This is a genomic window from Arthrobacter sp. Ha26 (genome assembly GCF_059091705.1).
In genome coordinates this window covers 183,026-195,752 of sequence record NZ_JBNHGX010000007.1, presented here as the reverse complement: position 1 = coordinate 195,752, position 12,727 = coordinate 183,026, and the positions used below count along the sequence as shown (strand labels likewise).

The following is a 12,727-nucleotide window of genomic DNA, read 5'->3' as shown; positions in this document are numbered from 1 at the left end:
CACCGGCTGCGAACGCAACTCCGGCGGAAGAACTCCTACGTCCGCTATCCATTCTAAATTGGCGAACCGTCCCGGAAAGGCCAGCCCCGCGTGAAATCACTCACACAGGTGCCGGAGTTTGCAGCAGGCTTAGTTGTTCAGCGCGGAATACAGGTTGAGGCTGGCAGAAAACAGCACCCACGAAAGGTAGGGCAGCACCAGCAGTCCTGCCCAGGTCTGGACCGGACCAACCTGCAGGATCAGCAGCCCCAGGACACCGGCCAATGTACAGATGACGGCGAAGGCCAGCCACAGGGCAGCGGCACCGAGCACGGGGTACAAGGCGAAGAATACGAATGGCCATGCCAGGTTCAGCACCAGCTGCAGTCCGTAGGAGAGGGCCACAGGCCCCGTCAGCGCTCCCCTGCGCCAGACCAGCCACGCGGACAGCCCAATAAAGGCATAGAGTCCGATCCACACTGTCCGGAACATCCACCCTGCAGGCATCCATGGAGCCTTGGCCGACCCGGCGAACCAGCCGTTTGAGTGGAGGATGATCGGGATGGAGGCGAGCACGCACACCGCGTAGGAAAGCCCGAGGAACGCGGCCAGGGCAGCCACTTGCCTGCCCGCTGAGGGGGCGGACCGGAGCGCAGGGTCCGGGGCGGATTGTCCATCAGTTTCAGCAGGCACGGTCCAGCTTCCCCAACACAGCTTCCAAGGTCAAACCGGAAATAAATGGATGGGACAGCCGATACGCCGGGTTCTGTGCCTCCCCTCCCGTTACCGGAAAGGGAGCGGCGGCCATCCATCTACGAGTACCGTTGCCGGCACCCTCCAGCGGCCTACCCGGACACTCGGGCGAGCAGCCCTCGAACGTGCCCTGTCTGGCCTTGCTCCGGGTGGGGTTTACCTAGCCTTCCCGGTCACCCGGGAAGCTGGTGGTCTCTTACACCACCGTTTCACCCTTACCTGTTTCGTGCCGCTTTCAAACCGGCGCGACCCAGGCGGTCTGTTTTCTGTGGCACTGGCCTGCGGGTTACCCCGAGTGGGCGTTACCCACCACCCTGCTCTGTGGAGCCCGGACGTTCCTCGAGCCACTTTCGTGACGCGCGGCCGCCTGGCTGTCCCATCCGCCTCCAGTCTACCGGCGACGGCTGCTCTCCCTGCGCCGGTAGGATCGGACGGTGCTGATTCTCCTTCCCCCTTCCGAAGGCAAGACGCCCGCGGTCCGCGGATCCGCCGTCGACTGGCCTTCCCTCAGCTTCCCGCAGCTGAACACCTACCGGGCCAAAGTGCTGGACGCGCTAGGCACCGTGAGCGCGCATGAGGATGCCCTCGCCCTGCTGGGTGTCGGAGCGTCGCTGAAGGACGACGTCGAGCGCAATACCCGGCTGCACGCGGAACCGGCGGCTCCGGCCCACCACATCTATTCAGGGGTTCTGTACGACGCCCTGGGGTACAAGTCCCTCACGCCTGCGCAGCGCCGAAAGGCGGACGCGTCGGTGCTGGTCATATCGGCACTCTGGGGAGCCATCCGCTTTGGCGACAGCGTTCCCGCCTACCGGCTGTCCATGGGGACGGCACTGCCCGACGTCGGACGCCTCGCCTCATTCTGGAAGCCGCAGCTCTCGGAAGTACTGGCAGAGTCCGTTGCCGGGCACCTGCTCGTGGACTGCCGTTCCAGCACGTACGCCGCAGCGTGGACTCCCCCGGCGGCGCAGACCGTGACCGTCAACGTCTTTACCGAGGTAAACGGCTCCCGCAAGGTGGTGAGCCACTTTGCGAAGCACACCCGCGGCGAGCTGGCCCGGCACCTGCTGGCACGGCGAGGCAAAGCCCCGGCAACGGCGTCGGACCTCCTGAAGGCCAGCCGTGAGAAGTGGGACGCTGAACTCGTGGCGGGTTCGGCGCGGAAACCCCACGCGCTGAACATCATCCTGCCGAACTGACCGGTTTGGTCAGACCCATTCCTCCGAACGGACCAGGATGGCGCCGGAATCGGGGCAAAACACGATGTCGTCCGGCGCCGCGGCCTTGATCTCGGCGAGGTCACCCGGGCTCAGCCTCATTCCGGAGGCTTCGGAGGTGCCGTGGAAGAGCCGGGCCGCGCCAACACCACGCTTGGCCAAGGTTTTTTCGTAAACGGCGAGCATTCCCGCGTCGATCCCGCCCGCGAATTCGGCCCGACGGGTGCGCAGGCCGGCAGCTTCCATCTCCACCTCCGCCAGCGCTGCATCCAGCTCGGCACGGATGCCGCCAAACGATCCCTGGATGTCATCCACGATGGCCTGCTGGGCCGCCTGTTTGGCGCGGAGAGTGTCAAGCTTCTCGAGGACTTCGAGCTCAACGTCCTCGAGGTCCGAGCGGCGCTTGTTGAGGGAGACAATGTCCTTCTGCAGGGCCACGAGATCCTTGGAGAGGCCAGTGCCGCTGTTCAGCCGGGCCTCGTCACGTTCGATCCGGGAGGCAACCTGCTCCACGTCCGCCTCGGCGCGCTTCAACTCCAACTCGGCATCGTGCACGGCCACCTTGGCGGCGCCCAGTTCACCGTTGGCGACGGAAAGGGCGGCTTCGAGGTCCTTGATCCGGGGATCGTTTTCCAGCGAGCGGCGGCGGTTGGCGAGTGACTTCAGCCTGGCGTCCAGCCCCTGCAGCTCAAGCAACTTCAACTGTTCCGCCGGTGCTGCCTTCGCCACTGTTACCTCCGCTTGCTCCCTGCCGGCCGAAACCGGGCACCGTTCCGGCGCTTCCTAGACTCTAGTGCCTGTCCCGCTCACTTGCCCCGCTGCGTCCCCACGGCTCCCGCTGGCGGGCCTCGCCTGCCGGGCTTAGCCCGGAGTCAGGATGAAGTCCCACGGATCGCTGTTGGTGGTGCTGACCTGGATTTCCACCTCGTGGCCCTGGTCAGCAAGGACGTTGCCCAGGGCAGCCGCCGCGGCCGGCAGCCACAGCCATTCGCTGGCAAAGTGCGACACATCCACCAGGTAGGGCCGGCCGTTCCGTGCAGCTTCCCTGGCCTCGGAGGCGGGGTGGTGGCGCAGGTCGGCGGTGACATAGACGTCGGCATTGCTGGCGCGCACCTCATTGAACAATGAGTCCCCGGCGCCCCCACACACGGCAATCCGGCGCACCAGGCCGTCCTTGTCCCCGGAGACGCGCACTCCCCCGGCGACCGAGGGCAGGATGCCAAAAACGCGGGCGGCGAAATCCCCCAGGGTCATGGCCTCGGCCAGGTTCCCCACGCGGCCGATCCCTTCTTCCGGGAGGCCGTTGGCAGCCCCGGTGAGCGGGACGGTGTCCTGCAGTCCCAGGGCGTCCGCGAGCACGTCCGAAACGCCCCCGACGGCGGAATCACCGTTGGTGTGAACGGTCAGGAGTGCGGTGCCCGACTCGATAAGCCGGTGGACCGCCCGGCCTTTGGGGGTGGTGGCAGCCACGGTGGTGACGCCCTTCAGGAGCAGCGGATGGTGGGTGATGAGGAGTTCGGCGCCCCATGCCACGGCTTCATCGATGACCTCGAGCGTGGGATCGACGGCAAACATAACCCGTGTGACCGGCGCGGCGGGGTGCCCTGCCACCAGTCCCACCTCGTCCCAGTTCTCCGCCAGGGACTCCGGCCACAGTTCCTCGACCGCCAGGAGCAGCTCGCCCAGGGTGGGAGCCTGCGGCTGCTCGTCCGCCGCCTCCCCGCCGGAAGGGGCGCCGCCGTCGGGATTGCCGCCGTCGTTATTGTCCTGGCCGGTAACGTCGGTGTCCACAGGTTCCATAGTCTTAGTTTTACCCCATCGCGCTGTCCGGGCAGCGCCTTTACGGCCTGCTGCGGAATGGCCAGGGAATCATCCGGCGCCGCCAACCATTGAAGAGGTCATGAAAACTTTTGTTTTAGGCGGAGGCTGCTTCTGGTGCCTTGACGCCGTCTACCAGAAGACCAAGGGCGTCAGCTCCGTCGTGTCCGGTTACACCGGGGGCCACGATCCGAACCCGGACTACTACTCGGTCTGCAACGGCACCACCGGGCATGCCGAGGTGGTGGCAGTGACCTTCGACGAGGCCGTTATTCCAGCGGAGGTCATCCTGGACATGTTCTTCGCCCTGCATGACCCCACTACCCTGAACCGCCAGGGGTATGACGTGGGCACGCAGTACCGCTCGTCCATGTTCTACGAAACCACCGAAGAGAAGATCCTGTTCGAGGAGGCCATCGAACGGAACCAGGCGCTGTGGGCCCACCCCATCGTCACCGAAGTCAGCCGCTTGCCCCGCTTTTACGTTGCCGAGGAATTCCACCAGGACTACTACGCCAAGCACCCGGAGCAGGGGTATTGCCAGGTGATCATCAACCCCAAGCTTGCAAAGGCCAGGAAATATTACTCTGCGTGGCTTAACGCTTAGCGGGTGTTACGCGGCCTCGTTAGGCTGACCTCAGTATCCACCCTTCAGAGACAGGCGTATGTACATGGCACGGATTTATGACGATGTGACCCAACTGGTCGGCGGCACCCCGCTGGTCAGGCTGAACCGGCTCAGCGAGGGGCTGGAAGCCACCGTTGCCGTCAAGCTCGAGTTCTACAACCCGGCAAACAGCGTCAAGGACCGCATCGGCGTGGCCATCATCGACGCTGCCGAGAAGTCCGGTGCGCTCAAGCCCGGCGGAACCATCGTGGAAGGCACCTCCGGCAACACGGGCATCGCCCTCGCCATGGTGGGTGCTGCCCGCGGATACAAGGTCATCCTGACCATGCCGGAGACCATGTCCACCGAGCGCCGCGTCATGCTGCGGGCCTTTGGCGCCGAAATCGTGCTGACCCCGGGTTCGGAGGGCATGCGCGGCGCCGTGGAGAAGGCGCAGGAGATCGTGGCCAACACCGAAAACTCCATTTGGGCCCAGCAGTTCGCCAACGAGGCCAACCCGGAAATCCACCGCAACACCACCGCCGAGGAAATCTGGGCGGACACCGAAGGCGGGGTGGACATCTTCGTCTCCGGCATCGGCACCGGCGGAACCATCACCGGCGTCGGCCAGGTCCTGAAGGAGCGCAAGCCAGGCGTCCAGATCGTCGCCGTGGAACCCAAGGACTCCCCCATCCTCAACGGCGGCGCCCCCGGCCCGCACAAGATCCAGGGCCTGGGCGCCAACTTTATCCCCGAACTGCTGGACACCAACGTCTACGACGAGGTTTTGGACGCCACCCTCGAGGACTCAGTCCGGGTAGCCCGTGAACTCGGCACCAAGGAAGGCATCCTCGGCGGCATCTCCTCCGGCGCCATTGTGTGGGGCGCCCTGGAACTGGCCAAGCGCCCGGAGAACGCCGGCAAGCTGATCGTGGCCGTAGTGTGCGACTTTGGTGAGCGTTACATCTCCACCGTGCTCTATGACGACATCCGCGGCTGATTAGAACCGCCGTCCGCCCGTTTCCTGTAGAAAGAACTTTGTGGGCTTTTTCGCAAGACTGAAAGAAGACCTCGACGCCGCCCGGTCCCACGACCCGGCGGCTCGAGGTTCTTTTGAGAACTTTTTCGCCTATTCCGGCCTTCACGCCATCTGGATCCACCGGGTGACGCACCGCCTGTGGCAGAACCCTTCCCTGCGGTTTCCGGCGCGGCTGCTGTCACAGCTGGGCCGGTCCTGGACCGGTATTGAAATCCATCCGGGCGCCACCATCGGCCGCAGGTTCTTCATCGACCATGGCATGGGAGTGGTAATCGGTGAAACGGCGGAAATCGGCGAGGATGTGATGATCTACCATGGCGTCACGCTGGGGGGCCGGTCGTTGGCGCGGATCAAACGGCACCCCACCATCGGGGACCGGGTGACCATCGGCGCCGGTGCAAAGATCCTCGGGCCAATCACCATCGGCCGGGACAGCGCGGTGGGCGCGAATGCTGTGGTGGTCAAGGACGCCCCGCCGGAATCGATCGTTACCGGCGTTCCCGCCAAGTGGCGGCACCGGGACGCGCAGCGCGAGACCAAACCGGCCGTTGATCCGGCCGAATACGACATCGAATACCGGATATGACAGTTTCCGGCGCCACTGCCTGACTCCTGAAAAGATCAACATCAAAGAACGGCCGGCGGTTCCCGGATTTCTCCGGGAACGGCCGGCCGTTTGCTTTGCCGCGGTGGAAGTTAGTGCGTGTCCACTGCTTCGATCTCGGACTTGTCCTCGCCCCAGAGGGTGTGGAAGGTGCCCTCGGCGTCGACACGGCCGTAGGTGTGGGCGCCGAAGAGATCACGCTGGCCCTGGATCAGGGCGGCAGCAACGCGCTTGCGGCGCAGGCCGTCGTAGTATGCCAAGGACGAGGAGAACACCGGCACCGGAATGCCCAGCTGGACGGCGGTAGCAACCACCCGGCGCCAGGCGGGAAGAGCGTCGGCGATGGCCTTGGTGAAGGCCGGGGCGAACAGGAGGTTCGCGGGCTTCTCGTCTGCAGCGTAGGCCTTGGTGATGTCCTTGAGCAGTTCAGCGCGGATGATGCAGCCGGCGCGCCACAGGGAGGCGATTTCGTCCAGCTTCAGGTCCCAGCCGTATTCCTTGGCGGCGGACGTCAGCATGTCCAGGCCCTGGGCGTAGGAGACGAGCTTGGAGGCGTACAGGGCCTGGCGGACGTCCTCGACGAAGGTCTCCGGGATCTCCACCGAGGCTTCCGCGCCTTCCAGCAGTTCCTGGCCAAGCTTGCGCTGGCCAGCCTGGGAGGACAGTGCACGGGCGAACACGGATTCGGCGATGCCGGAAACCGGGGAGCCGAGTTCCAGGGCGGAGATGACCGTCCAGCGGCCGGTGCCCTTCTGGCCGGCGGCGTCCACTACAACGTCAACGAACGGCTTGCCGGTCTTGGCGTCAACGTGGCCCAGGACTTCCGCCGAGATCTCGATCAGGAAGGAGGAGAGCTCGCCTTTGTTCCACTCGGTGAAGATCTTGGACTGCTCGGCCGGCTCGATGCCGGCGCCGGAGCGCAGCAGGTCGAAGGCTTCGCCGATGACCTGCATGTCGGCGTATTCGATGCCGTTGTGGACCATCTTGACGAAGTGGCCGGCGCCGTCGGTGCCTACCCAGGCGCAGCACGGTTCGCCGTCCACCTTGGCGGAGATCTTTTCCAGCAGCGGGCCGAGGGCCTTGTAGGACTCCTTGGAGCCGCCGGGCATGATGGACGGGCCGTTCAGGGCGCCTTCTTCGCCGCCCGAAACACCAACGCCCACGAAGTGCAGGTCCTTCTTGGCCAGCGCAGCTTCGCGCCGGCGGGTGTCTTCATAGTGGGAGTTGCCGGCGTCGATGATGATGTCGCCCGCTTCCAGCAGCGGCTCCAGCTGTTCGATGACGGAGTCAACCGGCTTGCCGGCCTTGACCATGATCAGCACGCGCCGCGGCTTTTCAAGCGAGTCGACCAGTTCCTGCAGGGTTTCGGTCCGGACGAAGTCCCCTTCCGAGCCGTAGCGTTCGAGCAGGGCGTCGGTTTTCTCTACTGACCTGTTGTGCAGGGCTACTGTGAAGCCGTTCCGTGCGAGGTTGCGGGCCAGGTTGGCACCCATCACCGCAAGGCCGGTGACACCGATGTGTGCAGACATCAAAACTCCAATTTCATACGTGCGATATGCAGCGGGCTCCCTGGCGCGGAAGCCCGGTTGCAGACCAAGGGTCTGAATAAAGCATATATATTCCGGCGGTCACAGAAAAGTAACGCCCACCTATTGGAACCTTTTGTGTCCTGGGCCGTCCAGCAGAAAAGGCAGTCCGGGTACCCGGCCGCACTAGGCTTGGTTTCATGACCACCAGCCTGCATCACCGTGCCATCGAGAATCTTGGCACCCGTATTATCTCGGGCAACCTGCCCGCGGGCCACGTGATGCTGGCGGAGCAGCTGGAGGACGAGCTGAAGGTTTCGCGGTCGGTCATCCGCGAAGCTGTCCGCGTGCTGCAGTCCTTGGGCCTGGTGGAAACCACGAAGCGGGTAGGCATCCGCGTGCTGCCGCCCAGCCGCTGGAACCCTTTTGATCCCCAAGTCATCCGGTGGCGGCTGGCCAGTGATGCACGCGGCGCACAGCTGCGCTCACTGGCGGAACTGCGTGCCGCCGTCGAACCCGCAGCAGCCGAACTCGCCGCCCAGAACGCGCCTGCGCCGCTGCGCCTCGAGCTGGTGGATGTTGCCTACGCCATGCGCGACGCCGGGCATAACGGTGAGGTGCCACGTTTCCTGGAGCTGGATATCCAGTTCCATTCCCTGCTGCTCTCCGGTTCGGGCAATGAGATGTTCGCCAACCTGATGGGGCAGGTTGCCGAAACCCTGACGGGACGCACGGTCCACGGCCTCATGCCCGACCATCCGCACGAGGCAGCCCTTCAATGGCACGTGGACGTTGCGGAGGCTATCTCCCGGGGCGATGGCGCTGCGGCACGGGACGCCTCGGACCGGATCATGCGCCGGACCATGTCGCAGATGTCGGATACCTGGACGGAGCAGCCCAGGGTGTTCATTCCGGTCCGCCGCTGACAGGTTGCTACACGGCTTTTTGATGCTGCGGGACTGAATCGTCCAGAACGGCCAGCAGTGACCTGTTCCTTTGGTCTTTGCCTTCGGTTTCACATTCTTGGGACTGAATCGTTCAGTATCTTAGTCGCTATTCAGTATGATGAACACTATGACTCCTTCTATCACTGTGGCCATTGCTGTCCCGCTCGAAGCAGAGCTGGTGGACCGCATCCGCGCCGTCGACCCTTCCATCACCGTGCTCTATGAACCGGAACTGTTGCCCCCTGAGCGCTATCCTGCCGACCATGCCGGGGATCCAGCCTTTGAGCGGTCGCCCGGTCAGGAGGAACGGTACTGGGCCATGGTCAACCAGGCGCAGGTCCTTTACGGCATGCCCAACGAAAGCCCTGCCGGCCTTGCCCGCGTCGCCCACAGCAACCCGCACCTCCAGTGGGTCCACGCGATGGCGGCCGGAGCCGGCGGGGCGGTCAAGGCCTCCGGGCTCGACCAGGAAACGCTGCGGAAGTTCAAGGTGACAACCTCCGCCGGAGTACACGCGCTGCCGCTGGCAGAGTTCGCCACCATGGGAATCCTCAACGGCTTCAAGCGCACCGCCGAGCTTGCCCGGGACCAGGAAGCCAAGGTATGGCCCGAACTCAGGACTCCTACCCGCCTCATCAGTGGCTCCACGCTGGTTGTGGCCGGGCTGGGCGAAATCGGTATGGAGACCGCCCGCCTCGCCCGCGCCCTGGGGATGAAGGTCAGCGGCACCAAACGGACCGTGGAAGCGCTGGAAGGGATCGACAAAGTTTCCACCAATGAGGGTCTTCCGGCGCTCCTGGCAGGGGCCGATGCGGTGGTCAACACGCTGCCCGGAACGCCATACACTGAAAAGCTCTTCAACCACGATGTGTTCGCTGCCATGAAGCCCGGCACCGTCTTCGTTAATGTGGGCAGGGGAACAGTGGTGGACGAGGACGCCCTGCTGGTGGCCCTGGACAACGGGCAGGTCGCCTATGCCTGCCTGGACGTTTTCGCCGTGGAGCCGCTTCCCCAGGACAGCCCGCTGTGGAGGCATCCGAACGTGCTGGTTTCGCCCCACACGTCAGCGCTCAGTGCAGCAGAAAACCGGCTGATCACCGAGCGCTTCTGCAGCAATCTGCGCATCTTCCTCGACGGCGGCGAACTCCCCCACCTGGTGGACACGATCCACTACTACTAAACCCGCGGCCCGGTTAGGCGCAGCGAAAGGGCGGCCTCCCCAAATACGGGGAAGCCGCCCTATTTCGTGGAAAGCCGGCCTAGCTGGCGTCCTCCACGAGCACCAGGTCCCGGCCCACGGTTTCGGGCGTGAAGAACGTGGCCACGAAGGAAATCGATGCCAGGACCAGCGAATAGACGGCGGGAACCAGCCACGAGTGGTTTGTGGCGGCGAGCAGGGCGACGCCGATCATGGGGGCAAAGCCCCCGGCGAGCACGGCGGACAGTTCCCGGCTCAGTGCAACGCCGGTAAACCGGTGCTGGGAGCCAAAGAGCTCCGGCAGCAGGGCGCACTGCGGACCGAGCATTGACTGCACGCCCAGGGCGATGCCCACCACCATGACCACCCAGACGAGGGTGACGTTGCCGAGGGTTACAAGGTAGAACGCCGGGAGGGCGATGAGGGCCTGGAATAATGCACCGTACCTGTACACCGGGACGCGGCCAAAACGGTCGGAGAGGGCGCCGAAGGTCACCACCATAACCGCTGCAAAGGCCGCGGCGATCAGCAGCCCGGTAGGGCCAATGAACTTATCGCCGGCGAACACACCTGCGGGCATGCTGATGAAGGACACCAGGAGTGCTGAATAGATGGAGGAGTTGCCGTTTTCGCCCATTCGCAGGCCGATGCCCACCAGGACGCTTTTCTTCGAGTGCTTCCAGATCTGGCCCACCGGGTTCTTCACCACGGCTTTATGCTTTTCCAGCTCCTGGAAAACCGGGGTCTCCTTCAGCCGAAGGCGGATAAAGACGGCAATCGCAATGAGGATAACGCTGGCCAGGAAGGGCACCCGCCACAGCCATCCCTGCAGGACGGCCTTGTCCGCCAGCGCCATCAGGGCAAAGGTGCCGGCGCCCAGGAGTGTGCCCAACTGGATGCCGACGAACGGCAGCGAGGCGAAGAACCCACGACGACGGCGCGGTGCGACTTCGGAAATCAGCGTCGTGGCGCCGGCCTGCTCTGCGCCGGCACCCAGACCTTGGATGATGCGCAGAGCCACCAGGAGGACCGCACCAAGCATGCCTGCCTGCTCAAAGGTCGGCAGCAGGCCGATGGCGAAGCTGGCCATGCCCATGAGGCCGATGGTGAGGATAAGGACCATCTTCCGCCCGTACCTGTCTCCGATGTAGCCGAAGACGACGCCCCCAAAGGGCCGTGCGGCGAATCCCACGCCATAGGTGGCAAAGGAAGCTATAACGGCGCCACTTTCACCCAATGGTGCAAAAAAGAGTGGCCCAAAAATCAGCGCCGAGGCCAGGCCGTAAATGTAGAAGTCGTAGTACTCCAGTGCGGAGCCGACGGAACTGGCAAGAGTTGCCCTTCGCAGTTGGTCCGGTTCGACGGCGGCGCCGTCCACGGCCTGCGGTGCATTAGTACGAGTTGTCACAAGAACTCCCTCATCACACGCCAGGCCCCCGTTGGCCTGGTGGGTCAGCGACGGCACATGTTGTGCTGGTCACTATATTGAACAGAGTACAGTAAGTTGAACAACGAGCAAGTGCCCCAGTGCGATTCTTTTGCTTCCGCTACGCAGCCTCCGACGCCTAACCCATGGGATTGCCGAGGGAACGTGCCAGTTCCCGGAGCTCCTTGACCATTTGTGAGCCCTGCTCCTCGGTGTAGGTGGCCTTCAGGGCAGTTACTGAAAGGCCCAGGCTGGGACCGTGGGCACCCCTGGTGGGGACCGATACCGCAAGGCACACCACCCCCGTGGTGGACTCCTCGTCCTCAAAGGCGTAACCCTGCTCGCGGATGGTGCGCAGCTGGGCCTTGAGCTCCGCGCCGGTCCGGAGGGACTTGGGCGTCATAACAGGCAACTGCGCGTCGTCAGGAAACATGTCATCGAGGTCGTGGTCCCGCAACCGGGCGATCAACGCCTTGCCTACAGCGCACAATGACACCGGCATCTTGTCACCGATATTGGAGGTCAGCCTGACAGCAGGGTGGCCTTCATAGCGGGCAAGGTAAATGACGTTCGCTCCGTCCAGCATGGCGATCCGGACGGTCTCCCTGGAGAGAGTGGGCGCCTGTTCGCAGTACCGGTAGAACTCCTGCACCTCGTCCAGCCGGCTCAGGTAGGCGGCACCGAGTTCAACAAGTTTGCGGCCCAGAGTGAACTCCGCCCCTTGCCTGCTGATAAGGCGGGCTTCCTCCAGGGCCAGGAGGAGATTGGACGTTGACGACTTCGGGATTCCCAGCTCACGGGCAAGGTCGCTGAGGGTCAGCCGTCCGGTTGCTGATGCTGCGAGGGCGTCCAGCACCGCGGCCGCACGGGTGACAGCGGGCGCCGGCGAGGCGCTTCCCAGACCGTCAGATGTTCGTGAGTTACGGGAATCGGCCATGATTCTCCTTATGTAGGCGCCTGCGCTGGTTCCGCTGTTCATCCAGCTGAACACCAACCATCCTAATGGCTCGGGTGGTGTGCGGCGGCGGCTTCCACCGCCCTCCCGTGCTGGGCTCCGACACACTGGGCGGGCCGCTTCATGTTTCCGGAAGTTCACGGTATATTCATTTCAGACCCTCCACCGCGGCATCCCCCAATAGTCGCGGTGGAGGGTTTTCCACTGCCCGGCCGCAGGTCCTGATTTTGCGGCCGACGTTGCCCGGCTGATAGCGGCGCCCGCCGGGACCGCCCATCAGGCGGCGTCCGCTATAGCCTCCCGCAGGCGCCATCCGCCGCCCAGGCCATCACGTTCCAGCAGCATGGTGGTTAAAGCAGAGCCGCTGTTGCCGCCCAGCCTTACCTGGACCTGCAGGACCTCCACGTCCACCCGGCTAAAGCCCTTCGGCATCCTCCGATTAACTTCCCACCAGTTAACGCGCTCAAACCAGCGCACCGGTTCGGCACCCACGGCCCACTCCCTGCCGTTGGCGATGACTGCCGTCGGCGTTCCGTTGATTCCCGTCCGCACCATCACATGTTCCATAGCGGCAACTTACGGCGGGGCCCCGACATTCTTCGGTTACGCCAAAAGCAGGATTGCGGACAGCAGGGTGTGGGCGGGAGCCTGCTTCGGG

Annotated in this window: 13 protein-coding genes and 1 other RNA gene; 6 read left to right on the top strand and 8 right to left on the bottom strand. The window is 64.3% G+C overall.

Annotated features, from left to right (window positions below; translation table 11 throughout):
- Positions 1-129: 129 nt before the first annotated feature.
- Positions 130-672: a TspO/MBR family protein gene (locus AC5RVY_RS16620; RefSeq protein ID WP_493955794.1), complete on the bottom strand. Its 543-nt coding sequence runs from the start codon at positions 670-672 to the stop codon at positions 130-132.
- A gap of 46 nt (positions 673-718) precedes the next feature.
- An RNA gene (gene rnpB / locus AC5RVY_RS16615) (RNase P RNA component class A) lies at positions 719-1,111 on the bottom strand.
- A 55-nt stretch (positions 1,112-1,166) separates the two neighbouring features.
- Between rnpB and AC5RVY_RS16610 the strand changes: the two genes are divergently transcribed.
- A complete protein-coding gene (locus tag AC5RVY_RS16610) occupies positions 1,167-1,931 on the top strand; it encodes a YaaA family protein (RefSeq protein WP_493955793.1) in 765 nt (254 codons plus the stop codon).
- Between the two features lie 9 nt (positions 1,932-1,940).
- Here AC5RVY_RS16610 and AC5RVY_RS16605 read toward each other — a convergent pair whose 3' ends face one another.
- Positions 1,941-2,678: a zinc ribbon domain-containing protein gene (locus AC5RVY_RS16605; RefSeq protein ID WP_493955792.1), complete on the bottom strand. Its 738-nt coding sequence runs from the start codon at positions 2,676-2,678 to the stop codon at positions 1,941-1,943.
- Positions 2,679-2,810: 132 nt separating this feature from the next.
- Positions 2,811-3,740, bottom strand: coding sequence for a Nif3-like dinuclear metal center hexameric protein (locus tag AC5RVY_RS16600; RefSeq protein ID WP_493955845.1), 930 nt, complete (start codon positions 3,738-3,740; stop codon positions 2,811-2,813).
- A gap of 109 nt (positions 3,741-3,849) precedes the next feature.
- On the opposite strand from AC5RVY_RS16600, the gene msrA reads away from it, so the two are divergent.
- The 3 genes from msrA to epsC all read left to right on the top strand — a co-directional run bounded on the left by msrA (position 3,850) and on the right by epsC (position 5,999).
- Entirely contained in the window at positions 3,850-4,374 is a 525-nt protein-coding gene (gene msrA / locus AC5RVY_RS16595) for a peptide-methionine (S)-S-oxide reductase MsrA (protein ID WP_493955791.1), read from the top strand.
- 64 nt (positions 4,375-4,438) lie between these two features.
- A complete protein-coding gene (gene cysK, locus AC5RVY_RS16590; RefSeq protein WP_493955790.1) occupies positions 4,439-5,374 on the top strand; it encodes a cysteine synthase A in 936 nt (311 codons plus the stop codon).
- 40 nt (positions 5,375-5,414) lie between these two features.
- Entirely contained in the window at positions 5,415-5,999 is a 585-nt protein-coding gene (gene epsC / locus AC5RVY_RS16585) for a serine O-acetyltransferase EpsC (RefSeq protein WP_493955789.1), read from the top strand.
- Positions 6,000-6,109: 110 nt separating this feature from the next.
- Here the strand turns inward: epsC and gnd are convergent, their stop codons facing one another.
- Positions 6,110-7,546, bottom strand: coding sequence for an NADP-dependent phosphogluconate dehydrogenase (gnd, locus tag AC5RVY_RS16580; RefSeq protein ID WP_493955788.1), 1,437 nt, complete (start codon positions 7,544-7,546; stop codon positions 6,110-6,112).
- Between the two features lie 197 nt (positions 7,547-7,743).
- Between gnd and AC5RVY_RS16575 the strand changes: the two genes are divergently transcribed.
- On the top strand, positions 7,744-8,469 hold the full coding sequence (locus AC5RVY_RS16575) for a FadR/GntR family transcriptional regulator (protein ID WP_493955787.1): 726 nt from the start codon (positions 7,744-7,746) through the stop codon (positions 8,467-8,469).
- Between the two features lie 136 nt (positions 8,470-8,605).
- Positions 8,606-9,670: a D-2-hydroxyacid dehydrogenase gene (locus AC5RVY_RS16570; protein WP_493955786.1), complete on the top strand. Its 1,065-nt coding sequence runs from the start codon at positions 8,606-8,608 to the stop codon at positions 9,668-9,670.
- Between the two features lie 79 nt (positions 9,671-9,749).
- On the opposite strand, the gene AC5RVY_RS16565 is transcribed toward AC5RVY_RS16570, so the two are convergent.
- The 3 genes from AC5RVY_RS16565 to AC5RVY_RS16555 all read right to left on the bottom strand — a co-directional run bounded on the left by AC5RVY_RS16565 (position 9,750) and on the right by AC5RVY_RS16555 (position 12,636).
- The gene (locus AC5RVY_RS16565) at positions 9,750-11,096 is read right to left on the bottom strand and encodes an MFS transporter (RefSeq protein ID WP_493955785.1); all 1,347 of its coding nucleotides are present in this window, start codon (positions 11,094-11,096) and stop codon (positions 9,750-9,752) included.
- Positions 11,097-11,253: 157 nt separating this feature from the next.
- On the bottom strand, positions 11,254-12,051 hold the full coding sequence (locus tag AC5RVY_RS16560; protein ID WP_493955784.1) for an IclR family transcriptional regulator: 798 nt from the start codon (positions 12,049-12,051) through the stop codon (positions 11,254-11,256).
- Positions 12,052-12,345: 294 nt separating this feature from the next.
- Positions 12,346-12,636 carry a hypothetical protein gene (locus tag AC5RVY_RS16555; protein WP_493955783.1) on the bottom strand — a complete coding sequence of 97 codons (291 nt, stop codon included), beginning with the start codon at positions 12,634-12,636 and terminating at the stop codon, positions 12,346-12,348.
- Positions 12,637-12,727 lie beyond the last annotated feature (91 nt).

Bases quoted from the DNA above. Each gene is read 5' to 3' on its own strand.
- msrA (WP_493955791.1), top strand. From the start codon at position 3,850: ATGAAAACTTTTGTTTTAGGCGGAGGCTGCTTCTGGTGCCTTGACGCC.
- cysK (WP_493955790.1), top strand. From the start codon at position 4,439: ATGGCACGGATTTATGACGATGTGACCCAACTGGTCGGCGGCACCCCG.
- gnd (WP_493955788.1), bottom strand. From the start codon at position 7,546: ATGTCTGCACACATCGGTGTCACCGGCCTTGCGGTGATGGGTGCCAAC.
- AC5RVY_RS16575 (WP_493955787.1), top strand. From the start codon at position 7,744: ATGACCACCAGCCTGCATCACCGTGCCATCGAGAATCTTGGCACCCGT.
- AC5RVY_RS16570 (WP_493955786.1), top strand. From the start codon at position 8,606: ATGATGAACACTATGACTCCTTCTATCACTGTGGCCATTGCTGTCCCG.
- AC5RVY_RS16560 (WP_493955784.1), bottom strand. From the start codon at position 12,051: ATGGCCGATTCCCGTAACTCACGAACATCTGACGGTCTGGGAAGCGCC.
- AC5RVY_RS16555 (WP_493955783.1), bottom strand. From the start codon at position 12,636: ATGGAACATGTGATGGTGCGGACGGGAATCAACGGAACGCCGACGGCA.